A 25,295-nucleotide genomic window follows, 5' to 3' on the forward strand; every position below is an offset into this window, starting at 1 on the left:
GCGTTACTCGATGTCGAGTGCATCCGGCGATAAAATGATGCCGGTACTGTCAGCATACAGATGATCACCAGGTAGGAAGGTTACGCCGGCAAAATTAACGGGCACTTCGGTTTCACCAAAGCCTGCATCGTCAGCGCCAATCGGGATCGCATTAACGGCTTGAATACCGATATCGAAATCTTCTAATGCATCAAGATCGCGCACGCTACCGTAGCAGACAATGCCTTCCCAGCCGTTGCTTGCCGCTAAAGAGGCCAGATCCGCATCAACTAAAGCACGACGAGCTGAGCCACCACCGTCAATCAGTAACACCTTACCAATGCCGTTGTCAGTCAGCATTTGACGCACCAAACCGTTGTCTTCAAAACATTTTACGGTGTGGATTTTTCCGCCAAAAGAACGGCGACCACCATAGTTAGCAAAAATCGGCTCAACGACATCAACTTGATCCGCGTACAGATCGCAAAGCTCTGAGGTGTTATATTCCATAAGGTGGCTCCAAACTGCAAGAAAAGTATGCAGACAGTATAACCTGCTACCACCTAAGCTCAAGCACAACTTCGAGCACCATTAGGCAAAGTCACTTACGCAATGCGGTTTTCTACTTGAGAGAGAAGTGGTAACAGGCGGATGCTTAACGGCAGTGCACTGGCCCTTACAGCGTTTTAATACTGATCAGCGGTTCACGGCTGGCATTAGCCTGTTTTAACTTGGCCAAATAGTCTTGCCACAAGGTTGTTTCATTTTCAGCCAACTGGCAAAGATAAGCAAAACTGTACAAGCCAGTAGCATGGCCATCATCAAAAACCAGTTTTACTGCGTAATGACCCACCGCTTGGATCTGCTTGATGGCAACGTCACGTTTATGGCTGACCAACTTAGGTTGGCCATGACCACGCACCTCAGCAGAGGGGGAGTGCACGCGTAAAAACTCGGCACTCAAACTGCTGAGGCTGCCGTCGCTAAACTGTAAGTCGAGCAAACGGCGACGTTGATGGTAATGAAGTCCAACCAACTTTTTGGTCATTACAAAATAAACCGACTGAGATCTTCGTTTTGTACTAAGTTGCCCAGATGTTTTTCAACATACTCAGCATCGATACTGATTTGTTGCCCCGCATGATCGGCAGCATCATAAGAGATTTCCTCTAATAAACGCTCCATCACCGTGTACAAACGACGAGCACCGATGTTTTCTGTGGTTTCATTGACTTGAAAGGCCGCGGCCGCGATATGCTTAATGCCGTCAGCGGTAAAGCTGATGTTCACCCCTTCAGTGGCGAGCATCGCTTGCGCTTGTTCGGTCAGTGACGCTTTAGGTTCGGTTAAGATGCGTTCAAAATCAGCGGCGGTTAACGCTTCCAGTTCAACCCGGATCGGCAAGCGACCTTGTAATTCAGGCACAAGATCGGAGGGTTTACTCATTTGAAAGGCGCCAGACGCAATAAACAGAATATGGTCGGTTTTTACCATACCGTGCTTGGTGTTCACGGTGCAGCCTTCAATCAGCGGCAGTAAGTCACGTTGCACGCCTTCGCGTGAAACATCGGGGCCGCTGGTTTCGCCGCGTTTACAAATTTTATCGATTTCATCTAAAAATACGATACCATTTTGTTCAACCGCTTCTAAGGCTTCTAGCTTAAGCTCTTCAGGATTAACCAAACGTGCCGCTTCTTCTTCAATTAGTTGCTTAAAAGCGTCTTTGATTTTCAGCTTACGTTTTTTCTTTTTGTCATTGCCTAAGCTTTGAAACATGCTTTGCAATTGCGACGTCATTTCTTCCATGCCCGGTGGCGCCATAATTTCGACGCCAATGGGGCCTTGTGACAATTCCAATTCGATTTCTTTATCGTCTAATTGGCCTTCACGCAGCTTTTTACGGAAAATTTGCCGCGTATTCGATTCGCTACTTTTTTCTGTTTCACCCCAGGCGTCTTTGGCGGGTGGCAGTAAAGCATCGAGGATCCGCTCTTCTGCGGCTTCTTCTGCTCTAAAACGATTTTTGGCAATCGCTTGTTCACGCAACATTTTAACGGCACTGTCTGCCAGATCACGGATGATGCTTTCTACTTCTTTACCGACATAACCCACTTCGGTGAATTTGGTGGCTTCAACTTTAATAAAGGGCGCGTTAGCCAATTTGGCTAAGCGACGAGCAATTTCAGTTTTACCTACACCCGTTGGGCCAATCATCAGAATATTTTTGGGGGTGACTTCTTGGCGCAAGCTTTCATCAAGCTGCATACGGCGCCAACGGTTACGTAAGGCAATAGCAACGGCACGTTTGGCTTTATTTTGACCGATAATGTGTCGATCCAACTCGTGGACGATTTCTCTAGGCGTCATGTCAGACATAATTGTTCCGCTTATAATTCTTCAATGGTGTGATGGTGATTGGTATAGACACAAATATCACCGGCAATTTTTAGGCTTTTTTCAACGATGTCACGCGCGCCTAGATCAGAATTTTGTAGCAGGGCTGTCGCCGCCGCTTGCGCAAAAGGGCCGCCACTGCCAATGGCGATGAGATCGTGTTCTGGCTGGATCACGTCGCCGTTACCCGTAATGATCAAAGAGGTGTTGGCATCGGCTACGGCCAGTAACGCTTCGAGTTTGCGCAGCATGCGATCGGTACGCCAATCTTTTGCTAACTCAACGGCCGCGCGCATTAAATGGCCTTGGTGCATGTCAAGTTTGGCTTCAAAGCGTTCAAATAAGGTGAAGGCGTCAGCGGTACCGCCGGCAAAACCTGCCAAGACTTTATTATGGTAAAGACGGCGAACTTTACGGGCGTTACCTTTCATTACGGTGTTGCCCAGTGACACCTGGCCATCACCGCCGATGGCGACGTGACCATTGCGTCGAACAGATACGATAGTTGTCATGAATATGCCCTATGGCGAATTAACTTAGGGCATAGATAGGGTTTAGGCGTTAGCTTTTCAAGCCCAGTTACGCACCTGACAGGTATTAATACCCATTTGCCGTAACCGATTCATATCAACGGTGGCAGCACGACGAGACTCATAAGGGCCCAGCACTACCCGAAACCACACGCCATTAGTACCTTCGGTGCGGCGCACATCGGCGGTAATGCCCGCAAAGGCGATTTGCGCTTTCATGGCTTCGGCTTGGGTTTGCTGTCTAAATGAGCCGCATTGCAGTTGCGCCGGACCACTGCGACGCTGCTCTGTCACTTCGACGGTCACTTCTTTATTTTTAAGCTCTTCAATATATTGATAAGGCTCAGCTACGGGCTTGGGAGGCAATTCATCTTTTTTCACGGTAACAGCCGGAGCGGGTGCTTCAGGCGGCGTTACCACCGGAGCTTGTTGGCGTAAAAACCACAAACCGTAAACAAAAGCCAATAAGACACAGAGCACCAAGCCGATTAATATCCAAGGTTTTTGTGAGGCAGCTTGCGCTTTGGCGCCGCGTGCTGGGCGGGCTTTGCCTTTGGTCTTGCTGGCCGGTTTCGGGCGACTGGCGCGCACATAATCTTTTTGTGGCATAGTGACTGTTTGATTACCTACTGATTACAACAGCGGCTATTCTACCTTGAATAGTAAAAAATGAAATAGAGCTATCACTCTGCCTAGGGCTTGTTGACGTTTGCTGTTTAGATTTTGTTCGTTTGGCGATGTTTTGATCGCGAAACGAGGAGTGCAGTACGCGGTACCCGGTTTGTTATTCTAAATAAACGACAAGTGAAGCTACCGCGTCCTGCTCTCGCCCCTGACCTACATCCATGTAGGCCACAAAGAGCAAAGCATCGCCATACAAACCCTTCGGGCAGCGTGTGGCTGCCATTTCTACTGCGTTATACGAAATATTCCTATATTTCGCCTTCGGCCAGCAGAGCTGTTCCCGTTTGTTCCATACAAACGGGTCGCTTGTTTATGTAGAATAACTACACGGCACAAGCTCTACCTTGTATAAATGGCAGTCACTCAGCTGCAAAAACAACCATCAAACGTCAACAAGCCCTATGTACTTAGCTCAGATCCAGCGCATCCACATCGAGCTGCCATTTTACTTTACGGCTCAGCGGCCAACGTGTGATTTCTGGCAAGATGTGCCCTAAGGCATGATGCAATAGCGGTCTATTTTGGCTGTACAAATGCAACTGCCAGCGATACTTACCCGCTTTGCGCTCTAAAGGCGATAATAACGGCCCTAGCCGCTGTAAACCGTTATAGGCTTGGCAAAGCTCTGCGACCTGTTGTAACCACTGCTGGCATAAGTCACTTTGCAGGGCTTCGGCACGAAATAATGCCAAGTGCTGATAGGGCGGTAAGGTGGTTTGTTGGCGTTCGAGCAGGGCACTGCGTGCAAAAGCCGCATAACCGTTTTGAATAATATCTTGCAGCAGGGCATGTTCAGGATGCTGTGTTTGCAGTAATACCTTACCTTTGTCATTGCCTCGACCTGCGCGGCCAGCGACCTGTGTCAGCAGTTGAGCTAATTGTTCTGGCGCACGAAAGTCTGCGCTGTATAAGGCGCCATCTACATCAACAATTACCACCAAAGTCACAAAAGGAAAGTGGTGGCCTTTCGCCAGCATTTGCGTACCTAAAATTAGGCGTGGCCCAGCTTGATTAATATCCTTGAGCAACTCCCCTAAAGCACCTTTTCGCCTTGTACTATCGCGGTCTAAGCGGGTTACGGGTGTATCTGCAAACAACTGCTGCAAATGTTCTTCTAACTGTTCAGTACCTTGGCCAACTGGCGCTAATCGAGCACTGCCACAAGAGCCGCATTGTCTAGGAATAGGGCGGCTGGCGCCGCAATGGTGACATAATAATTGGCGACTATGTTTATGATAAGTGGTAAAGGTGCTGCAACGTTTACATTCGGTCAGCCAGCCGCAATCTTGACAGCTAAGCGCGGGGGCAAAACCGCGGCGATTCAAAAATAACATCACTTGCTTACCACGGGCTAACTGGCCGCGGATTTGTTTAATACTGCTATCGGCTAAGCCGAACTGCAATTGTTGCTGTTTTAAATCAATTAACTCGAATGGCGGTAAGCTTTGCCCTGTAGCGCGATGTTGCAGTTCTAAATGCACATAGCGTTTTTGTTGGCAATTATATAAAGATTCTAAACTGGGGGTGGCAGAGCCAAGCAACACAGGGCAGCCTTCTAATGAGCCGCGTTTAATCGCCAGATCACGCGCATGATAGCGAAAGCCATCTTGCTGCTTTAAAGATAAATCATGCTCTTCATCAATAATAATTAAACTGAGTTGTCGAAACGGTAAAAACAGCGCCGAGCGCGTGCCAATGACAATCGCAGCACTGCCACTTGCCGCTTGTAGCCAGCATGACAAACGTTCGCCATCGCTGAGGTTAGAGTGCCAAGCTAAAACGGGCACATTAAAACGCTGTACAAAACGTTGAAGTGTTTGCGGCGTTAAACCAATTTCAGGTAGCAACAATAAGACTTGTTCGCCACGGGCTAATAGAGGCGCAATGCATTGCAAATACACTTCGGTTTTACCCGAGCCGGTGACACCTTCTAACAAGAACGGCTGAAACTTTCCGTAAGCTTGCTGCACCGCACTCACAGCAATAGCCTGGTCAACTGTCAGTTGTAAGGGTGTTTGTGCTAAACCTTGATAGGCGTAAGGTTGACGCTCTAGTGTTTCAGCAACAACCATGCCTTTATCTATCAGTTGTTTCAGTGTGCTGCGATGATGCTGTTGCAGTAGTGTATCTTCAGCTAAAGGGCTGGTTTGCAGCGTTTGCCACAAGGCAAGTTGCTTCGCCGAACGCTTAAAATCACTACTTTGTGCTGCTTCGCCTGCCGCCGTTAATCGATAGCCGGTTAGGGCATAATCGCGCAGTTGTCGGCCTTCACGCAATAACGCAGGAAGGGCTGCGGTCAGCACTTCACCTAACGGATGGTGATAGTATTCCGCTGCAAAGCTTAATAAAAGGCGTAGGGTGCCGGAGATCACCGGAGCGTCTTCTAAAATGTGACTTACTGCTTTGAGTTGGCAGTGTTCAAAAGGACTATCCGGATCAATTTGCCAAACAATCCCAATTAACTGACGTTGACCAAATGGCACTTGTACCCGACACCCCACTGTTACACTGCTGTTTTCAGGCAACAGATAATCAAAATGTTGGCGTAACGGGACGGGCAGAGCCACTCGAATAACGGTCACTATGGTTTCCACAACAAAGCAAAGGGATTGTTAGTTTAAGGATCGATATCCGGCTTGCCAAGTAAAACAAAAATAGTGTTTTTTTGCCGCGGGCAGGTTGCAACTTGTTTGCCTATCAATTAAGCTACGCGCCCTAAATTAACTGTAATTGCGTATGGTGTCTGGCGCCAAAAATTGTGACCAGATAGCGATACGGCCTAACGAGGTAACCCATGAAACCAGGTATCCATCCAGAATACAAAGAAATTACTGCTACTTGTACTTGCGGTAATGCATTCAAAACTCGCTCTGCACTTTGCAAAGACATCCACTTGGACGTATGTTCAGCATGTCACCCGTTTTATACTGGTAAGCAAAAAGTGTTAGACGTAGGTGGTCGTGTAGATCGCTTCAAAAAACGTTTCTCTGTTCTGGGCAATCGTTAATCGATTACCGAACGAAAAAAAACCGGAGCTTAGGCTCCGGTTTTTTTTGCTTCAAAATACGCTGCATGTGCACATTAGTATTAATCTGTACTGAGCATAGCGGTAGGGTTTTCATGGCGATGGTTGTAGCACAATAAAAAAACGCCATGCTCAGCATGCTAGCTAAGACATAGCGTTAAGTGGGAACAACCTATGGCTAAAACGATGGTACAGCAAATTCAAACAACCGGTTATTGACCACCTGATAACACTTGGTTGATTGAAGAGGAAGAGCTGTCTGGTTTAATACTGGCGCAGTTGCTGCCGCTTTGCTCACAACTGACTCCGCGAATACGACTACCGACAGAGCGGCTATCATAAAGCCCTGAAGAATTTAACCGTTTGACTAAACCGGCAAGCATGTTGTTCATTTGAATTTGCTGCCCCGTCACGCGGATGACCTCAATGTTTTCAACTTGCTGTAAATCTTTTACTAATTCTGCATGTTCATTGCTTGCTGCTAGTTCAGCGCTGACTTCCGCTAAATAAGGTTTGGCTTGGGTTTGCCCAGTTAACACTAAGCGTTTAAACAACTCCGCCGCCGCAACGAGATCTTTTTCAGTGCCAATACCATGTTGTTTAAGTTGGCCCAGTAACAGCATTGACGTTGCTAACTTTTGTTCTGACGCTTGCTCGAGTAATACCACAGCTTGCTCGATTTGCGTTGGATCTTCAGTTTGCAACAATGTTACTGCTTTTGCATATTGGGCTGGAGCATAATTTAAAGAGATGGCTTGTTCTAATAACCGGTCTGCTTCTGCGATATCTTGCTCAATAACAAAGCCATTTCGTAACCAATCTGACATCAAGTAAACTGACATGGGGTTGCGCTGGCGTACACCTTGGCGAAGATAGCGTAATGCTTGACTGGTATTCTGTTCTAAACCATCGCCTGTCGCATAAGACATGGCAACGATCGCCGCGGCATCGCCGCTACCTGCTCGAGCCAGTCGCATCAATTTACGCAGCTCTTTTGTGCAGTCAGTTTCAGTGCATATTTGCTCATTGTTTCCGGCATTTTGTGCAGTGGCGGGCAGGCTAATACTGATGCTACTTACGAGAATAAGTGCAGAGATCGATAAAAGGCGCATGGCATAACCTCATTAACTAAATATTTACCAGATATTGTAGTGATATTTTAATGACGGTCAAGGGATGTCGCTAAAATTAATAGTGATTTGTTTTGTTTATGTTAAATTTTGGTGGTAACTAGTTCAACATATAAATACTCAGCAAGAGATTGGGTTTTAAGTGTATAGGCTTCTTTATGGCTAGCGCATTTCTTGCTATAAGAAGAGAAGAAAATATCAACAAGAAGGTGGTCATACTTGCTTAGGCTGGTAGGTCCAGCAACAAATTGGTGTTTTTCTATTAAAGAGCTCATTAAAATGAGCCTTCATCTGGCTTGCTGTAAAACAATAATAAGCATAATTGCAGCCTGTCGCCGCTTACCTTACTCCAGGACAATTAGAATGACAGATTTCAGAGAACAGGCACTTCGCTACCATGCCGAACCCCGCCCAGGAAAAATTAGTATTGAAATTAGCAAACCGGCTGAAACCGTCCGCGATCTTGCGCTAGCTTACAGCCCAGGTGTGGCGGAGCCCGTTCGTGAAATTGCTGCTGATCCAGACAATGTTTATAAATATACCGCTAAAGGTAACTTAGTCGCTGTGATTTCTAACGGTACTGCGATTTTAGGTTTGGGCAATCTGGGGCATTTAGCATCAAAACCGGTGATGGAAGGTAAAGCCTTGTTGTTTAAACGCTTTGCCAACTTAGATTCGATTGACATTGAAGTGTCACATCGCACAACGGAAGAGTTTATAACGACGGTTGCCAATATTGCCGATACCTTTGGTGGTATTAATTTAGAAGATATTAAAGCGCCAGAATGTTTTGAAATAGAGAAAGAGTTAATCAAACGCTGCAACATCCCGGTGTTTCATGATGATCAGCATGGTACAGCAATAGTCACTGCTGCCGGTATGCTTAATGCGTTAGAAATCCAAGGTAAGGATATTAAACACGCCATTATCGTTTGTATGGGTGCGGGTGCTGCGGCTATTGCTTGCATGGAGTTATTAATTAAATGCGGTGCCATGCGTGAGCATATCTATATGTTGGATACCAAAGGGGTGATCCATGCTCGGCGCGAAGATTTAAACCAATATAAATCGTTATTTGCCAATAATACCGATAAACGGACTTTAGAAGATGCTTTACAAGGGGCGGATGTTTTTGTTGGTGTATCGGGCCCCGATGTGTTGCCAGCAGAAGCTTTAATGTTAATGGCAGATAAGCCTGTTATTTTTGCTTGTTCAAACCCTGATCCGGAAATTAAGCCTGAGCTCGCGCACGCGGCTCGACAAGATCTGATCATGGCAACAGGTCGCTCTGATTACCCTAATCAAGTGAATAATGTTTTGTGCTTCCCGTTTATTTTCCGTGGTGCTTTAGATGTACGTGCCAGTGAAATCAATGACGCAATGAAACTTGCAGCAGTAGAAGCGATCCGCTCAATTGCTAAAGAGCCGGTGCCAGCCGAAGTTTTGGCGGCGGCTGATGTATCAGCTTTAGAGTTTGGTAAATCTTACATTATTCCAAAACCGATGGATCCGAGATTGTTACCTCGAGTGGCACGTGCTGTGGCGGAAGCCGCGGTAAACTCTGGCGTTGCTCGTTTACCACTGCCTGATAATTACTATAAGTAAGCTGAGCCGCTTATAAAAAAAACCGCCTATTGGCGGTTTTTTTATTCTTCGTCGTTTTCTGCTTCAATGATGACTGGGATGGGTTTACCCATGCTGGTCAAAATCTGCCGAACTTCAGCAGGAATTTGATGCGGATTATCTTTACGTAGATCGTCATCAGCCGGTAATGGCTGGCCAGTAAAGGCGTGCAAAAAGGCTTCGCACAATAACTCACTATTTGTCGCATGCCGTAAGTTGTTCACTTGGCGGCGAGTGCGTTCGTCAGTTAGCACTTTTAAAACATTCAGCGGGATCGATACGGTAATCTTTTTAACTTGTTCTGATTTTTTACCGTGTTCCGCGTAAGGGTGAGCATACTCACCATTCCACTTAGCCATAAGGGTCCCTTGTTATTGGTCGAGAGAAATTGCTCGCGCAAGTGCGAAATTCTACTGTTTTCTCTGTTACAGTCAAACACTGTGCAACAAATAAACATTATAGACGGCTAAATGGTTTGACTTCCAGTGTTAACGCATTATACTTTTTGGACATCTAAACATCCAAAAGGGCGTATTATGACCAAGCGTCATCCAGCGACTATCGTTGCTCGAGCGGGTATTGCGGAAGATACCGCCTTTGGTGCAGTGACACCACCGATTTACCTCACTTCAACTTATCAACTTCCGGCATTAGGGCAGCCAGGTCCTTATGATTATTCACGTTCAAATAACCCTACCCGCGATGTATTAGGGGAGGCGTTAGCCGAACTCGAAGGCGGTGCTAAAGCGATTATCACCAATACTGGTATGTCAGCTTGTTTGTTAGCACTGCAATTACTAACACCCTCTGACACCTTAGTGATCCCGCATGATTGTTATGGTGGTAGTTATCGATTATTTACCAATTTGGCGCAAAAGAAGCAGGCTTTTAAATTACACATTATCAATTTTCAAGATGCCGATTGGGCCGAGCAATTACGGTTAAGCCAAGCCAGCATGATTTGGTTAGAAACACCGAGTAACCCATTACTGCAAATTACTGATGTGCGAGCGGTTTGTCAGTTAGCGGCCAGCCTCAAAGCCAAAGTGGTGGTGGATAACACCTTTTTATCGCCAGTATTACAGCAGCCCCTCTCCTTAGGTGCAGATTTAGTCATACACTCGACGACGAAATTTATTAATGGCCACTCTGACATTATCGGCGGTGCCGTGATTGCTAAGGATCTGGCGGTTGGCGAAGAATTAAAATGGTGGGGAAACTGTTTAGGCTTAACCGGTGGAGCATTTGATGCCTATCTTACCTTGCGAGGCTTAAGAACGTTAAACTTGCGCTTAAAGCTGCAACAAGAAAATACGGCTGCAGTGGTCGATTTTTTAGCGGCGCATCCTTTAGTTGCTAAAGTGTATTATCCCGGGCTGACAAGTCATCCTGGGCATCAGATTGCTAAAGAACAGCAATTGGGTTTTGGGGCGATGTGTAGTTTTGAGTTGAACGCTCCTGCGGCATTGTTAAAAGATTTTTTCAATGCTCTAGAGTATTTTACTTTGGCACAGTCACTGGGAGGCACTGAAAGTTTAATCTGTCATCCTGCTTCAATGACGCATGCTTCGATGGATGCGGCGGCGCAGCAGCGAGCGGGTATTGCTGCCACCTTAGTGCGTTTATCAATAGGCATTGAAGATGTGGCAGATTTACGTGCTGATTTGCAACAAGCGCTAAACGTGGTAGCTCAGCGTTTAGCTGACTAAAACAACTCATCTAGCTTAGGCAACAGATGATTTAATGCTTGTTGCCGAAGTTATTTTTTAATAATATGTGAGCTCTCGCTAATATCTGAAATTCATTAACTTAATGATTTCTTTATTTTAGTTCGTGTTTGTTGGTTTCTTTATACCGTAAAATCAAGTTCCTTAAGCAGGTAACACGCTTGGCATTGTTAATTAAATTCGGTTAATCTAAAGTACATTAGTAGCTAAGCGCTAACGCTACAGCCAAGGAATTGGACTTCTGCATGCTTTTATCGGGCCTGTGTCGGCATCGGCGACATGTTTATCATTTTTTCTGCTTTTTGTTGTGTACTGTATTTTTTAATACGGCAGCGGCTTCTGCTGCAAAGCATATTCCTAGCTTAGATAATTATTTTAAAGAAACGCTCAACACTCGATCCGGCTTACCGCACAACACTATTAATGCTATTACTCAAACGCCGGATGGCTATATGTGGTTTGGCACTTGGGAAGGCGTTGCACGGTATAACGGTCGCGAATTTCGCATTTTTGATCGTAACCCCCAAACCGGTTTGCCAGATGTCGGCGTGCGTACTTTTCATTTGGATAAACATAATGTTTTGTGGATAGGTGGTGCACGTGGCGGGTTGGTTAAAGTACAAGATGGGCAATGGCAAGCTTTTCCCCCTTTTGGTGAATTGATTAATCGTTTGTTTATGGATAATCAAGATCGATTATGGGTTGCTACCGAGGGGCAGGGGCTTTACATGCAAGATGCCACCGGTAAACGCACACATTTTACGCTTGACGATGGATTACCCTCTCTCCAAATTCACAGTTTGCAACAAGATGCCAACGGCTTACTGTGGGTTGGCACCGCGAATGGATTGGTTTACTTAGATGCACAATTGCAAATTCAACCGGTTGCTGCAGACGAATTTAATGGCGTACCGATATTTGCATTGGAATTAAATCATCAAGCAGCGTTACTAGTGGGCACAGAACGTGGCCTTTACCTGGCACAGCCAAGTCAATCTAAGCCATTAACTTTATTAGATAATGTTCCGGTGTCGGCCATATTGCAGGAGAACTCAGACATTCTATGGATTGGCACTATAGATAGAGGCTTATTACGCTTACATAACGGTATTACTGAATCTTTAGATATGCGGCAGGGCTTACCCAATAATCGTATTTTAGCTTTGTTAAAAGACAAAGAAGGTAATTTGTGGGTTGGAACAAATGGCGGCATTTTTCGTTTAAGAGATGCGCCTTTTAATACCATGACTACCGAAGTCGGATTAGCCGGAAATTATACCCGTGCTCTGTTATCGCATTCTAATGGCTGTATGTATGTTGGTAGCAGCCGCGGTTTAACTCGTATTTGTAATGGTGCGTTCAGTATTATTGATTTAACGGCAGTCAGTGTCGGGCAGTCGGTGTTAAGTCTAGCGGAAGGACCCGATCAAACGGTGTTAGTGGGCACCTATGCCGATGGTTTAATTGAACTGCAATATGATCAGATCCGACGCCATTATGATACCGGGAACGGTTTACCAGCCAATGAAGTTCGAGCCATCCTACCTCTGGGCAACGGTCAAATGTGGGTAGGCACGTCTAATGGTGTTAGTCTTATAAAGGATGATGGTATTTTAAGTTTAGGCGTTGCAGATGGTTTACCCAGTTCTTTTGTTGTCTCGCTGTTTCAAACACCCGATCAGCGAATTTTTATTGGCACCGGCAATGGTGTGGCCGTTTATGAAAACGAGCAACTGAGAACACTAAATATAGCGGCATACGATGATGCACACTATGCCTTTGGAATGACCTATGATGCCCCGGTAAACATTTTATGGATAACCACGGATCGAGGCCTGATGGCCTATCATCTAGCCAGCAATGACATACAGATTATTGGCCGAGCGCAAGGCATGCCGTTTGATAAAATATTTGAGTTAGTTCAAGACCAGCAAGGTTCTTTTTGGATCAGCAGTAATAGGGGCATTTTAAGGTTAAATCGCAGCCATGCCCTGGCGCTTTTAGCCGGTAAGCGTAGTTCATTAAGTGTCGAACTTTATGGCGAAAGCGATGGCATGATCAGTTCGCAAGCCAATGGCGGCTCGGCTAAAGCGGGTGCACTTCACCATGATGGCTCGGTGTGGTTTGCCACATCGATGGGAGTCACCCGGGTTCAGCCTGAGCGTTTACAGCAATTTGCTGAAATTGCTCCGCCAGTAGTTATTGAAAAAGTACATGTTGATGGCCAAGCTTTACCCTTAGGTTCTCCAGTTAATCTTATAGCAGGCAGCAATCGATTGGAAATTAGTTACGCTGGCTTGGGCTTTGTGATGTCAGGGCGAATTCAGTATCGCACTAAGTTAGTCGGTTTTGATCGTGATTGGGTGGCGCGTGGCACCGCCATTACCGCCGAGTACACTAACTTACCACCAGGTGAATATCGCTTTTTAGTGAGTGCCAGTTATCCCGACGGTGAGTGGAGCAAGCAAGAAGCTGTCTATACCTTTACGCTACTACCACATCTCTGGCAGCGTTGGTGGTTTAAATTCGCCATTATCTTGTTACTCACCACACTCAGTATTATTGCGGTGCGTTGGCGTATGTCGAGTTTAAGACACACTGAACAACGTTTGCGTAAATTAGTCGCAGAGCAAACAACCGAATTGCAATTGCTCGCAAGACAAGATGCCTTAACCGGTTTGGCTAATCGCCGAGCTTTTGATGAAGAATTGCAGCATGAGTATCAACGCGCGCAGCGGAATAACACCACTTTATGTCTGGCATTAATAGATGTTGATCATTTTAAGCGGGTTAATGATCAACTGTCGCATGCGGTAGGTGATGAAGTACTGAAACGTTTGGCTGAAGTGTTAAAACAGCAATGCCGGACGGTTGATATGCTTGCACGTTGGGGCGGCGAGGAGTTTGTGGTGTTGTTACCTGATACCTCATTACAGGATGCTTCAGAGGTGTGTGAACGCCTTCGTCATAAAGTAGAAAAACTTAACTTCACTGATCTAGCTGCTGATTTGCATATCACAATAAGTATTGGTTTAACCACGAATAATAAGTTGGAATTACCCCAGCTATTAGTCAGTGCCGATAAAGCCTTGTATAACGCGAAAAAATTAGGGCGTAATCGCTTAGCCTTAGCGGACAATACGCGTTAAATATTGGGTATTAATTCAAAAAAACAGCATAATAATTCTTGATTGTGCATATCCTTCGTTCTACACTAGGCGCCATATTGTGCTATAACTTGTAGCCTAGTTTTTCTTTTTAAGAGTTTTCCATGTCCGTTGAACAACAAAACATTAAAATTCGCAGTGCCGTACTCGGTGCGGCGGGATACAGTGGTGCTGAGCTATGTGCTTTGCTATGCGCTAACCCCTATTTTGAACTGAGCTATGCTTTTGCATCGGCCGGTCGCAGTAGTGAACCTTTCGCCCAGTTATATCCTCGTTTTCAGCAACAAGTCGATATTTTGGTTGAGCCTTGGACCGATGAGCGCGTAGAGACGTTAGATGTGCAGGTAGCGTTTTTGGCGTTGCCACATGAAGCCAGTGAAGCTATTGCCCCGCTGTTGTTAGCAAAAGGCATTGCGGTAGTCGATTTATCGGGTGCCTTTCGTTTAAAGCAAGCTGACTTATACCCGAAATACTATGGTTACGCTCATCAACATCCTGAGTTATTGGCCCAAGCGGTGTATTCATTAATGGAATGGCAAACGACTCCATTGGGTGATCTAGTCTCTGTTCCTGGCTGTTATCCTACCGCTTGTACGTTGGCGTTATTACCGCTGCTAAAAGCGGATTTAGTAACTAAAGACTGCATTCCGGTGATCAGTGCCACAAGTGGTGTCTCGGGTGCTGGCCGCAAAGCCAGCTTAAGTACTTCATTTTGTGAAGTCGGTTTAAATGCTTATGGTTTCTTTAAACACCGGCATCGCCCAGAGATTGAACAAAATCTGGGACGCAAAGTGGTGTTTACCCCTCATCTGGGTAATTTTAAGCGCGGCATTTTAGCAACCTGCGTTGTCACGTTAAAAGCCGGCGTGAGCGCTGAGCAAGTTGCGGCAGCTTTTCAGCATGCTTATGCCAGTAAGCCGTTAATCCGTTTTACTAAGAACTCTCCTAATGTTGCCGATGTGGCGGGTACACCGTTCTGTGATTTGTATTGGCAGCAAGATGGCGAGCAATTAGTCATTATGTCAGCCATTGATAACTTATTAAAAGGCGCTGCCGCGCAAGCGATGCAGGCGGCGAATGTTCGTTTTGGTAAACCTGAGACAGCGGGTTTATTAGCAGGAGCCAACCTATGAAACCGCTAGTATTAAAAATGGGTGGCCGCTTACTGCAAGACAGGCAAGCGTTAGATGCCTTATTAGCGGTATGTGCCAACATTAAGCAGCAACGGCCGGTCATTTTAGTACACGGTGGTGGCGATCAGGTTGATCAATGGCTGAGCAAGTTTGGTTTTGTCACAGAAAAAATTGATGGGCAACGGGTATCACCAGCAGAACAAATGCCTGTGATAACTGGTGCTTTAGATGGCGCGGTAAATGCTGAAATGGTCAGCCGTGCCATGTTGCAAGGTTTGTTGCCTGTTGGCTTAAATTTATCCGCGGGTAATGCCTGTCAATTCACCGTGAATACGCGCCTTGGTGCGGTAGGTATTGTTAAACCCGCTGATGCGACTTTAATTGAGTTGTTATTAACCCAAGGCTATACCCCCGTATTTAGCTCGATTGGCATTGCCGCCGATGGTCAGTTGTTAAATGTGAATGCCGATTTAGCCGCAGCGGCGATTTGCCAGCTAGTGAAAGGCCAATTGGTGTTATTGACTGACGTTCCGGGAATTCTCGATGCCAATATGCAGTTAATTAACGAACTTTCTGCCGAACAAGCCAGTAACTTAGTGCTTGAGGGTGTGATTAAAGGCGGCATGAAAGTGAAGCTAGATGCTGCTTTAGAAACAGCGGCTGCGTTGCAAAGCAATATTGTGGTCGCGGGCTGGCAAAATCCAGCCGATTTGATGAATTTGATGCAGGATAAGCCTGTCGGCACCTGTATTTTGTATTAATTAGCGGCGCCATTGCTTGGCGCCATTGAGTAAGGATACCGCTTAGCGGATAACGCGTGTGCTATGAGTAAATTAACCCAGCTGCTATGTTTAGCTGAACTGGATCAACAACAATTGTCTGCTCTGCTTGATCTCGCCTTAGATATCAAACAATCACCTAACAATTACCGACATGCTTTGCAGGGGCGCAGTATTGCTTTGCTGTTTGAAAAGCCCTCGTTACGCACCCGCGTAAGCTTTGATGTGGGTATTCACAAATTAGGTGGCCATAGTGTCTATCTTGATTTGCAAAATGGCGCTATGGGTGAGCGTGAATCGGTTGAAGACTTCGGCAGTAACTTAGCATGCTGGACCGATGCTATTGTGGCGCGTGTTTACTCACAGAAAACCTTAGTGCGTTTAGCCTTAAGCAGTAAAAAACCGGTTATCAATGCTCTAAGTGATATTTATCACCCTTGCCAAGCCTTAGCCGATTTATTGACATTAAAAGAGCAATACGGCGATTTATCTCAAGTACACTTAGCCTATGTGGGCGATGGTAATAATGTTTGCCAATCTTTAATGTTAGGTGCTGCGATCATGGGGATGGACTTAACGGTGGTCACACCACAAGGTTTTGGCCCTGATGCGCATGTATTATTAAAAGCGCAAGAAATCGCGCAGCGCAGTGGCGCCAAGTTAACATTGAGCCAGCATGTTTCTTCTGCGGCCGGTGCTGATGCGATCTATACCGATACTTGGTTATCAATGGGTACCCGTTCTGATCCTGCGTTAATTACTGAAATTTTTTCACCCTATCAGATCAATACTGCAGTGATGCAGCGTTTAGCGGTAAAACATTTTATGCACTGTTTACCTGCACATCGTGGCCACGAAGTGACCAGTGAAGTGTTAGACAGTGAACATTCTTTGGCATTGCAGCAAGCGGAAAACCGCATGCATGCACAAAATGCCGTTTTAGTCAGTTTATTTAGTTGAGGTTGATGATGAGCGTTGAAAACGTTAAAAAGGTAGTTTTAGCCTATTCAGGTGGTTTAGATACATCGGCTATCGTGCCGTGGTTAAAGGATAATTATAACTGCGAGGTGATTGCCTTTGTTGCTAACGTCGGTCAAGGGGACGAAGAGCTTGCCGGTGTAGAAGAAAAAGCCATTAAATCAGGTGCTAGCAGCTGCTACATCGTTGACTTACGTGAAGAGCTAGTCAATGAAGTGATTTTCCCGACGTTAAAAACCGGTGCGGTGTATGAAGGCCAATATTTATTGGGAACCTCTATGGCACGCCCTGTGATTGCGCGTGCCCAAGTTAATTTAGCCTTAGAATTAGGTGCTGATGCGTTATGTCACGGCTGTACTGGTAAAGGTAATGACCAAGTACGTTTTGAAGGGGCCTTTGCCGCGTTAGCGCCACAATTAAAAGTGATCGCGCCATGGCGTGAATGGGAATTTAACTCTCGTCAGTCACTGCTTAATTACTTGGCTGAGAAAAATATTCCGACTACCGCTTCTGCGACCAAGATTTATAGCCGTGATGCTAACTTATGGCATATTTCACACGAAGGCGGTGAAATTGAGAATCCGTGGAACGAGCCTTCAGATCAAATCTGGATGTGGACGAAATCACCTGAACAAGCTCCTGATCAAGCAGCTTACGTTGAGTTAAGTTTCGAAGCCGGTGAATTAACCACCATCAATGGTCAAGCGATGGGGGGTGTTGCTGCCATTGAGTTACTGAATGATATCGGCTCTGAGCATGGTGTTGGCCGTATCGATATTGTTGAAAACCGTTTGGTTGGCATGAAATCTCGGGGTTGTTATGAAACACCCGGCGGTACAATTTTATTAGCCGCATTAAAAGGTTTAGAAGCCTTAGTGTATGACCGTACTTCACTGAAATACCGTGAAGAAGTGGGTTTAGAGTTTGCGCAGCTGGTTTATGATGGACGTTGGTTCACGCCATTAAAAGACGCCTTACTTGCCGCAGCAACCTCTTTAGCATCACAGCTAACCGGTGATGTTGTGATCAAACTATACAAAGGTAATGTCACGGTAGCGAAGCGTCGCTCACCAAACAGCTTGTACTCAGAAGCATTCGCCACGTTCGAAGGTGATGAAGTGTATAACCAAAAAGACGCTGAAGGCTTTATCAGATTATATAGTCTGGCTAGCCGGATCAGAGCCTTACACGCAAACAAGGGTTAAGTATTATGGCTATGTGGGGAGGGCGCTTTACTGAGGCCACACTGGCAGAATTTCGTGAGTTCAACGATTCCTTGAGCTTTGATTATCAACTTGCATTGCAAGATATTACCGCATCCCGTGCTTGGGCTGCGGGCTTGCTGCAAGCCGGTATTATTAATCAGCAAGAAGCGCAGCAGTTAGATGCCGGCCTGGCCGACTTAGCTGTAGCGATTGAAGCTGATCCTAAGTTACCGTTGCAAACGCAAGAAGAAGATATTCATAGTTGGGTCGAAGCCCAACTAACGGCCAAGCTAGGTAATGTTGCGAAGAAATTACACACGGGGCGCAGCCGTAATGACTTAGTTGCAACTGACTTGCGGCTCTGGACTCGTTTAAATGCGGGTCATGTGCGTCAATCACTACTGGCGGCGTTAAAAGCCTTGTTGGTGTTTGCTGAGCGCGCCGAAACCGCCGTGATGCCGGGTTTTACCCACTTACAGCGGGCACAGCCGGTATTAGTGGCGCACTGGGCCTTGGCCTATGTAGAAATGTTTAAACGTGACCTGGGCCGATTGGATGATGCTGTCGCACGTTTAGACAGTTGTCCGCTAGGTTGTGGCGCACTTGCCGGAACGGGCGTAGCAATGGATCGGCATACACTGGCACAACGCCTAGATTTTGCCGAACCTGCAGCTAACAGCTTAGATGCGGTTTCCGATCGTGACTATGTGGTTGAGTTATCCGCTGCCGCAACTTTATGCATGACGCATTTATCACGTTTGTCAGAAGATGTTATTTTCTTTTGCTCAGGCGAAGCGGGCTTCTTTAAATTAGGTGACGCGATCAGTAGCGGCTCCTCTTTAATGCCGCAAAAGAAAAACCCCGATGTATTTGAGTTATTGCGTGGTAAAACCGGTCGTGTCTTGGGCCATTTAGTGGCCATTTTGCATGTCATTAAAGGTTTACCTCTGGCATACAACAAAGACATGCAAGAAGATAAGCAAGGCTTTTTCGACTTGATGAGTACCTGGCAGCAATCGTTGTTAGTACTGGCAACCGTATTGCCGCATTTGTCGGTAAACGAAGCGCAATGTCGTTTAGCAGCAGAGCTCGGCTATAGCAATGCCACTGACTTAGCCGATTATCTGGTGGCGAAGGGTATTCCGTTTCGTGATGCGCATGAATTATCCGGAGAGCTGGTGTTAAAGGCATCAGCGGCGAAGGTTGCGTTAGAAGCACTGCCATTAGCAGAGATGCAGCAGGTGTGTGAACTGATCAGTGATGATGTGTTTGCTGCTTTGACCATCGAAGCCGGCTTAGCGAAGCGCAATGCTTATGGTGGCACTTCACCACAACGCGTATTGGCTGCGTTAAAAGCGCGCCAAGCTTGGTTGGATAGTATTTTGGCCTAAGGCCATTTGAAAAAAAACCGGCTTTCGCCGGTTTTTTTAGAACAATTCTTCGACTTCTTCAGTTTTTTCAACCGGCTCTTCGCCAAATTGAATTTGCGGTACACTTCCTGAAACGTATTGCGTCGGCTCCGTGCCCAACTTGAAGTATTCAAAGGTACTGCTGTCATCGGTACGACGGCTTAACAGCCCAGTGGCCTGATCAATACGTACTGAAGAAATACCTACGGGAGTTGGTAAAGACTTTTCAGCATAAGCGGGCAATACAACTCGCATGTAGTTTAGCCAAGCTGGCAGAGCAGTACGAGCACCAGACTCTGTGCCTGCACTTTGATTTCTGTCTAAATTGGCATTCCACAAGGCACGGCCTAAGCTGCGGTTAGCATCATCAAAACCAACCCAACTTGTTACAACAAGTTGCGGGGTAAAGCCTGAAAACCAGGTATCTTTAGAGTCGTTGGTGGTACCGGTTTTACCCGCAATATCTCGACGTTTTAAGCTTTGTAATTGCCAGGCCGTACCATTCCAGCCTGTGCCTTGTCGCCAATCGCCACCGCCCCAAACGCTGCTTTTTAAGGCATCGGCGATTAAGAACGCATTTTGGGCTGAAATAACTTGTGGCGCATATTGTTCTGTTGCCATGGCGTTAAGGTCAGTTAATTCATCTACTGTCGCGTCGGTCAGCTCGGCAGAACTGTCTGGATTTTGCTGTTCGCCACAGGCTTGGCAAGCCAACAACGGTTGATGTTGATAAACCACTTTACCTTCGGCATTGATAACTTTATCAACAACATAAGGCTGAACCAAATGGCCACCATTAGCAAAAACGGCATAGCCAGTAACCACTTCTAATGGGGTTAATGAGGCTGAACCCAGCGCAAGCGTTTCGTTACGTGGCAGGTCGCTTTGTGCAAAGCCAAATTTTTGCAAATGGGCAATACTGGCATCAACCCCGATACCGCGCAATAAGCGGATCGACACGACGTTTTTGGATTTAGCTAAAGCTTCACGGATGCGAATTGGTCCATCATAAACGGCGGGTGAATTCTTCGGCCGCCATGCAATACCCGCGTTATTATCCCATTGATGGATGGGAGCATCATTCATGATGCTGGCTAAAGTATAGTTTTGCTCTAAAGCCGCAGAATAGATAAAAGGTTTTACGTTTGAGCCGACTTGACGCTTAGCTTGTGTTACGCGATTAAATTGGCTTTGTGAGAAGCTGTAGCCACCAACTAATGAGCGGATCGCACCGTTTTGCGGGTCTAATGCCACCAAAGCACTACTGACTAAAGGCACTTGGCTTAAACGCCAGGCATTATCTTGCTGACGTACTAAAATACTCATGCCGGGTGCTAAGATGCTGGCAGCAGATTTTGGTGCTGCACCTTGACGATCATCAGCAATAAAGTTACGCGCCCATTTTAAGCCATCCCATTCCAAAGTGAGAGTTTGGCCGCCTTTTAAAATCACTTCCGCACTTTGTTGCGCCACGCTCAATACTACCGCTGGCACTAAATCTTCGATTCCCTGTTGTTGGTCAAGAAACTGGGTAAGTGCCATGTCATCTAAACGCCCGCTTTCGTTAAACACAGGAGACTCATCATCGTTACTGACAAATTCGGCCTGCCACGCTCTGGCAACAGGGCCGCGATAACCATGGCGTTCATCGTAATCGTAGATATTTTGCTGTAACGCTTGTTTGGCAGCGGCTTGTTGTTGACTATTGATAGTTGTAAAGACTTTAAAGCCATCAGCATAGGCGACTTCTTCACCGAACAAGTCAACCATTTGTTGCCGAACCATTTCAGCAATGTAGGGTGCTGATGCGGTAATTTGTGCACCATGCAAGCGGCTGGTCACAGGTGCAGCAATGGCGTTTTCATAAGTTGCTTGATCGATAGCGCCGGTATCGAGCATCCGACCTAACACCACGTTACGTCTAGCGCGAGCGTTACTGGCAGAACGAACGGGGTTAAGGATGGATGGCGCTTTAGGTAAACCCGCGATAATGGCAATTTCGTCAACCGTAAGTTCAGTGACAGACTTGCCAAAGTACACTTGAGCAGCAGCACCGACACCAAAAGCACGTTGACCTAGTTCAATTTTATTTAAATAAAGCTCTAAAATTTCTTGTTTAGTCAGTAGCTGTTCAATGTGGATCGCTAAAAAGATCTCTTTTACTTTACGAATGATTTTTTTCTCACGCGATAAAAAGAAATTTCGAGCTAATTGTTGGGTGATGGTACTGGCACCTTGGCTTAATTCACCCGACGTCGCAACTACACTGGCGGCACGAATAATACCAATAATATCAATACCAGGATGTTCATAAAAACGAGTATCTTCGGTTGCTAGGAAAGCTTCGAGCAATAAGGGGGGCATTTGCTCTAAGGTTAAAGGTATGCGGCGTTGCTCGCCAAACTGGGAGATCAGTTCGCCATCAGCGGTGAATACTTGCATGGGGGTTTGCAGCCGCACATCTTTTAAAGTGGCAACATCAGGTAGGTCATCTTTTAGAACCACATAGGTAATACCGATAGTGGCGACACCTAAAAATGTCATTAAGACGAACAAAATAAAAAGCTTTTTAACCCACGACACCGTTGGCCCCCAATTTTTAACTCCCAATTTGACAATAACGCTGCTAGTATATATTTATTAGGTTGAGATTAAACGCTTTTTCTTGCCAAAAACCTGTGACTGGACTAAGAATACCTAAACAAAAATCGATAAATAATAATACGGCTGCAAGGCGCTATGATTAAAAGCCTGTTTAGTAAACAATCACCCATAATGGTGGGCATTGACATCGGTTCTCACACCGTGAAAGCAGTGCTATTAAGTATGCACAGTGGCTACTACAGGGTAGAAGCCTTTGCAGTTGAGCCCATGGTAAAAGGCGCAATGGCAGATCGTGAGATCCAAGACATTGAAGCTGTTGGTAATGTGCTAGCGAAAATTCGTAAAAAAATTCCACGTAATGTTAAGTTTGCGGCTGCAGCTATTTCTGGTTCTACCGTTATCAGCAAAGTCATTTTCATGGATGTGTCATTAACTGACGCTGAACTTGAAAGCCAAATTGAAGTTGAAGCGGATACTTTAATTCCTTATCCATTAAATGAAGTTAGTCTTGATTTTGAAAAACTTGATGTTAATGAAGCCGATCCTTCTAAAGTTAACGTGCTTTTAAGTGCTGCTCGAACTGAAAGTTTAGAAGCGCGAGTTGCTGCATTAGCCGATGGCGGTTTTACAGCAAAGGTTGTCGATGTTGAAAGCTATGCGTTAAGTCGGTCAGCAGAGTTATGTTTAAGTCAGTTACCTGCGGATGCCGCCAATAAAGTGGTTGCTATGATAGATATTGGTGCAACCATGACATTATTAAGCATTGTTGAAGGTGGCAAAACACTCTATACCCGTGACCAAGTATTCGGTGGCGAACAATATACTCGCAGTATTTTGTCTTACTACAATAAAAGCTACGATGAAGCTGAAACTGCCAAAGTTTCTGGTGATTTACCCCCTAATTATACTTTCGAAGTGTTAGCACCTTTTCAAACTATGTTACTGCAACAGATCCGGCGCGGTATTCAAATGTACTTAACCAGCAGTGGTAAAGAAACACTGGATTACATCGTAGTGTCGGGTGGTTCAGGTATGATTGAAGGTATCGATAAGTTATTAATTGACGAGTTAGGCATTCACACTGTGATAGCTGATCCCTTTAACAGTATGGAAGTGGCGTCATCAATTGACCGCGATCTTTTAGATAAGCATGCTCCACAATTAATGGTAGCCAGTGGGTTAGCCTTAAGGAGTTTTTCACCATGGCACATATAAACCTACTGCCGTGGCGTGATGCGGCTAGAAAGGAACGTCAAAAAAACTATGTGATGGTATTGGCTTTTACCGCATTAATGAGTTTTTTGGTGTTTTTTTTAATTAATATGATTTACAACGCACGTTTAGAAGGCCAAGCGAAGCGTAATCAGTATCTGCAAAGTGAAATTAGCATCTTAGATCAACGAATTGCCGAGATTAGCCGTTTAAATGAAACCAAACGCAGCTTGCAACAACGTTTAACATTGATTGAGCAACTGCAAAGCAGCCGAAATTTAGGTACGCAAGTGATGTCTGAAATTGCGACCATCATTCCAAACGGTGTTTATTTGACACAATTAGAGAAAAAAGGCTCGATGTTACTGTTAGTGGGGAAAAGTGAGTCAAATAACCGACTGTCTAATATGCTGCGTGAAGCGGAGCAGTCAGAGTTATTAGCAGAGCCTTACCTCGAGTTTATTCAAGCTGCCAAAGAGCGCTCAAGTTTATTAAGTGATTTTCAAATGCACTTAAAAATTGTCGGCTTTGAAGCCCTAGACAACAGCAACGCAGAGACTAAAAACAATGCACAGGGAGGCCGGAGATGAGCCTCAACATGAAGTTATCTGATATTGATGTTAATGATTTAGACTTAGACAATATGGGCTCTTGGCCTGTATTGGTGAAAGTGATTTTTGCTGCTATTTTAGCGGCCTTGGTGTCAGTAATCAGTTATTACTTATTAATCGACAGTAAAATTGACGAGTTGGCGAGCGCGAAACAAAAAGAAACCGAACTGATGCAATTGTATCAAACCCGCTATGCGGTTGCGGTGAACCTAGAAGCGTATCGCGAACAAATGAAAGAAATGCAAGATTCATTAGCTTTCTTATTAAAACAGCTACCGACCACGTCTGAAACGCCTGGTTTGTTGGATGACATTACCTATGTTGGCACAACAAGCGGTTTAGTTTTTTCCAAAATTAACTGGGAACCGGAAGTTGAAAAAGAATTCTACACCGAGCTGCCAATTAAGATTGATGTGACCGGCGATTACCATCAATTTGGTAACTTTGTCAGCGAAGTGGCTAAATTACCGCGTATTGTCAGTTTGCATGACTTTAATATTCAAGCTGAAAAAGACGGTAAACTAAGGTTTAATGTGGTCGCAAAAACCTATCGCTACAAGGAGAACAGCCAATGAGAGCCTTACTGCTAGCCGGTACCTCAGTGCTGCTACTCAGCGGTTGTTTTGACAGCGTCGACCATATTCAAGCTCATATGGATAATGTAAAAGCCAATACACGGCAACGTATTGAACCGTTACCGCAAGTAAAAGAGTTTTCTCATATCAGTTATGCGGCTGCAAATGAACGTAGTCCTTTTGCAGAACCTACGCCAGAAGCAATTCAGGAACGACTCTTGCAACAACAAGATTGTTTGTATCCGGATCCTAATCGGCGCAAAGAACTGCTGGAAAGATTTGCGTTGGAAAACCTGACAATGCGCGGTACTTTAGGGGATGGCGATAAACTCTGGGGCTTGATTGAATCTGCTGACAAGTCTTTATACAGAGTAACAATTGATAATTATTTGGGCTTATTCAGTGGCAAAGTAATCAATGTAGAGCCAACTTATATCGATTTACTGGAATTAATTCCTGATGGTTCTGGCTGCTGGGTGGAACGTGAAACACGGATCCAGATGTACGATGCTGCGACTGCAGGTAACTAG

At 45.6% G+C, this 25,295-nt stretch carries 23 protein-coding genes; 13 read left to right on the forward strand and 10 right to left on the reverse strand.

Translation table 11 applies throughout. The annotated features are described in order from the left end of the window. Window positions 1–3: 3 nt before the first annotated feature. From rraA to priA, 6 genes are all read right to left on the reverse strand, one after another. Entirely contained in the window at window positions 4–489 is a 486-nt protein-coding gene (rraA, locus tag JAO78_RS09140; protein WP_226751041.1) for a ribonuclease E activity regulator RraA, read from the reverse strand. Window positions 490–655: 166 nt separating this feature from the next. Beyond that, a complete protein-coding gene (locus JAO78_RS09145) occupies window positions 656–1,027 on the reverse strand; it encodes a gamma-butyrobetaine hydroxylase family protein (RefSeq protein ID WP_226751042.1) in 372 nt (123 codons plus the stop codon). Continuing rightward, window positions 1,027–2,355, reverse strand: coding sequence for an ATP-dependent protease ATPase subunit HslU (gene hslU / locus JAO78_RS09150; RefSeq protein WP_226751043.1), 1,329 nt, complete (start codon window positions 2,353–2,355; stop codon window positions 1,027–1,029). The genes JAO78_RS09145 and hslU overlap by 1 nt, the downstream gene beginning before the upstream one ends. A gap of 11 nt (window positions 2,356–2,366) precedes the next feature. Continuing rightward, window positions 2,367–2,885, reverse strand: a complete 519-nt coding sequence (gene hslV / locus JAO78_RS09155; protein WP_226751044.1) for an ATP-dependent protease subunit HslV — start codon at window positions 2,883–2,885, stop codon at window positions 2,367–2,369. Between the two features lie 57 nt (window positions 2,886–2,942). After that, on the reverse strand, window positions 2,943–3,512 hold the full coding sequence (locus tag JAO78_RS09160; RefSeq protein ID WP_226751045.1) for an SPOR domain-containing protein: 570 nt from the start codon (window positions 3,510–3,512) through the stop codon (window positions 2,943–2,945). A 482-nt stretch (window positions 3,513–3,994) separates the two neighbouring features. Continuing rightward, entirely contained in the window at window positions 3,995–6,169 is a 2,175-nt protein-coding gene (gene priA, locus JAO78_RS09165) for a primosomal protein N' (RefSeq protein WP_226751046.1), read from the reverse strand. A 212-nt stretch (window positions 6,170–6,381) separates the two neighbouring features. On the opposite strand from priA, the gene rpmE reads away from it, so the two are divergent. Beyond that, on the forward strand, window positions 6,382–6,594 hold the full coding sequence (gene rpmE / locus JAO78_RS09170; RefSeq protein ID WP_226751047.1) for a 50S ribosomal protein L31: 213 nt from the start codon (window positions 6,382–6,384) through the stop codon (window positions 6,592–6,594). A gap of 230 nt (window positions 6,595–6,824) precedes the next feature. Here rpmE and JAO78_RS09175 read toward each other — a convergent pair whose 3' ends face one another. Continuing rightward, window positions 6,825–7,724 carry a tetratricopeptide repeat protein gene (locus JAO78_RS09175; RefSeq protein ID WP_226751048.1) on the reverse strand — a complete coding sequence of 300 codons (900 nt, stop codon included), beginning with the start codon at window positions 7,722–7,724 and terminating at the stop codon, window positions 6,825–6,827. Window positions 7,725–7,825: 101 nt separating this feature from the next. Further along, a complete protein-coding gene (locus tag JAO78_RS09180; RefSeq protein ID WP_226751049.1) occupies window positions 7,826–8,017 on the reverse strand; it encodes a hypothetical protein in 192 nt (63 codons plus the stop codon). An 88-nt stretch (window positions 8,018–8,105) separates the two neighbouring features. Between JAO78_RS09180 and JAO78_RS09185 the strand changes: the two genes are divergently transcribed. Next, entirely contained in the window at window positions 8,106–9,347 is a 1,242-nt protein-coding gene (locus JAO78_RS09185) for a malic enzyme-like NAD(P)-binding protein (protein ID WP_226751050.1), read from the forward strand. A 41-nt stretch (window positions 9,348–9,388) separates the two neighbouring features. Here JAO78_RS09185 and metJ read toward each other — a convergent pair whose 3' ends face one another. Then, a complete protein-coding gene (metJ, locus tag JAO78_RS09190; RefSeq protein WP_226751051.1) occupies window positions 9,389–9,724 on the reverse strand; it encodes a met regulon transcriptional regulator MetJ in 336 nt (111 codons plus the stop codon). Between the two features lie 177 nt (window positions 9,725–9,901). Between metJ and metB the strand changes: the two genes are divergently transcribed. The 7 genes from metB (at window position 9,902) to argH (ending at window position 19,745) form a co-directional block, all read left to right on the forward strand. Further along, window positions 9,902–11,074 (forward strand): cystathionine gamma-synthase, encoded by a 1,173-nt coding sequence (metB, locus tag JAO78_RS09195; protein WP_226751052.1) that lies wholly within the window; start codon window positions 9,902–9,904, stop codon window positions 11,072–11,074. A gap of 263 nt (window positions 11,075–11,337) precedes the next feature. After that, window positions 11,338–14,241: a ligand-binding sensor domain-containing protein gene (locus JAO78_RS09200; protein ID WP_226751053.1), complete on the forward strand. Its 2,904-nt coding sequence runs from the start codon at window positions 11,338–11,340 to the stop codon at window positions 14,239–14,241. Between the two features lie 122 nt (window positions 14,242–14,363). Then, window positions 14,364–15,392 carry an N-acetyl-gamma-glutamyl-phosphate reductase gene (argC, locus tag JAO78_RS09205; protein WP_226751054.1) on the forward strand — a complete coding sequence of 343 codons (1,029 nt, stop codon included), beginning with the start codon at window positions 14,364–14,366 and terminating at the stop codon, window positions 15,390–15,392. Next, window positions 15,389–16,153 (forward strand): acetylglutamate kinase, encoded by a 765-nt coding sequence (argB, locus tag JAO78_RS09210; RefSeq protein WP_226751055.1) that lies wholly within the window; start codon window positions 15,389–15,391, stop codon window positions 16,151–16,153. Before argC ends, argB begins: the two co-directional genes overlap by 4 nt. Before the next feature lie 63 nt (window positions 16,154–16,216). Then, window positions 16,217–17,131, forward strand: coding sequence for an ornithine carbamoyltransferase (locus JAO78_RS09215; protein WP_226751056.1), 915 nt, complete (start codon window positions 16,217–16,219; stop codon window positions 17,129–17,131). Window positions 17,132–17,139: 8 nt separating this feature from the next. Beyond that, the gene (locus JAO78_RS09220) at window positions 17,140–18,354 is read left to right on the forward strand and encodes an argininosuccinate synthase (RefSeq protein WP_226751057.1); all 1,215 of its coding nucleotides are present in this window, start codon (window positions 17,140–17,142) and stop codon (window positions 18,352–18,354) included. Between the two features lie 5 nt (window positions 18,355–18,359). Beyond that, on the forward strand, window positions 18,360–19,745 hold the full coding sequence (gene argH / locus JAO78_RS09225) for an argininosuccinate lyase (protein WP_226751058.1): 1,386 nt from the start codon (window positions 18,360–18,362) through the stop codon (window positions 19,743–19,745). A 36-nt stretch (window positions 19,746–19,781) separates the two neighbouring features. Here argH and JAO78_RS09230 read toward each other — a convergent pair whose 3' ends face one another. Beyond that, window positions 19,782–22,346: a penicillin-binding protein 1A gene (locus JAO78_RS09230; RefSeq protein ID WP_439647508.1), complete on the reverse strand. Its 2,565-nt coding sequence runs from the start codon at window positions 22,344–22,346 to the stop codon at window positions 19,782–19,784. Between the two features lie 156 nt (window positions 22,347–22,502). Here JAO78_RS09230 and JAO78_RS09235 point away from each other — a divergent pair, with 156 nt between their 5' ends. From JAO78_RS09235 to JAO78_RS09250, 4 genes are read left to right on the forward strand one after another with little or no spacing between them, the layout of a single operon-like run. After that, window positions 22,503–23,582 carry a pilus assembly protein PilM gene (locus JAO78_RS09235; protein WP_226751060.1) on the forward strand — a complete coding sequence of 360 codons (1,080 nt, stop codon included), beginning with the start codon at window positions 22,503–22,505 and terminating at the stop codon, window positions 23,580–23,582. Further along, complete coding sequence (locus JAO78_RS09240) at window positions 23,570–24,169, forward strand: PilN domain-containing protein (RefSeq protein WP_226751061.1); 600 nt, start codon at window positions 23,570–23,572, stop codon at window positions 24,167–24,169. The genes JAO78_RS09235 and JAO78_RS09240 overlap by 13 nt, the downstream gene beginning before the upstream one ends. After that, window positions 24,166–24,765, forward strand: coding sequence for a type IV pilus inner membrane component PilO (locus JAO78_RS09245; RefSeq protein WP_226751062.1), 600 nt, complete (start codon window positions 24,166–24,168; stop codon window positions 24,763–24,765). The genes JAO78_RS09240 and JAO78_RS09245 overlap by 4 nt, the downstream gene beginning before the upstream one ends. Beyond that, on the forward strand, window positions 24,762–25,295 hold the full coding sequence (locus JAO78_RS09250) for a pilus assembly protein PilP (RefSeq protein ID WP_226751063.1): 534 nt from the start codon (window positions 24,762–24,764) through the stop codon (window positions 25,293–25,295). Before JAO78_RS09245 ends, JAO78_RS09250 begins: the two co-directional genes overlap by 4 nt.

It is taken from the genome of Alishewanella maricola (assembly GCF_016343785.1).
GTDB classification, from domain to species: Bacteria; Pseudomonadota; Gammaproteobacteria; order Enterobacterales; family Alteromonadaceae; genus Alishewanella; species Alishewanella maricola.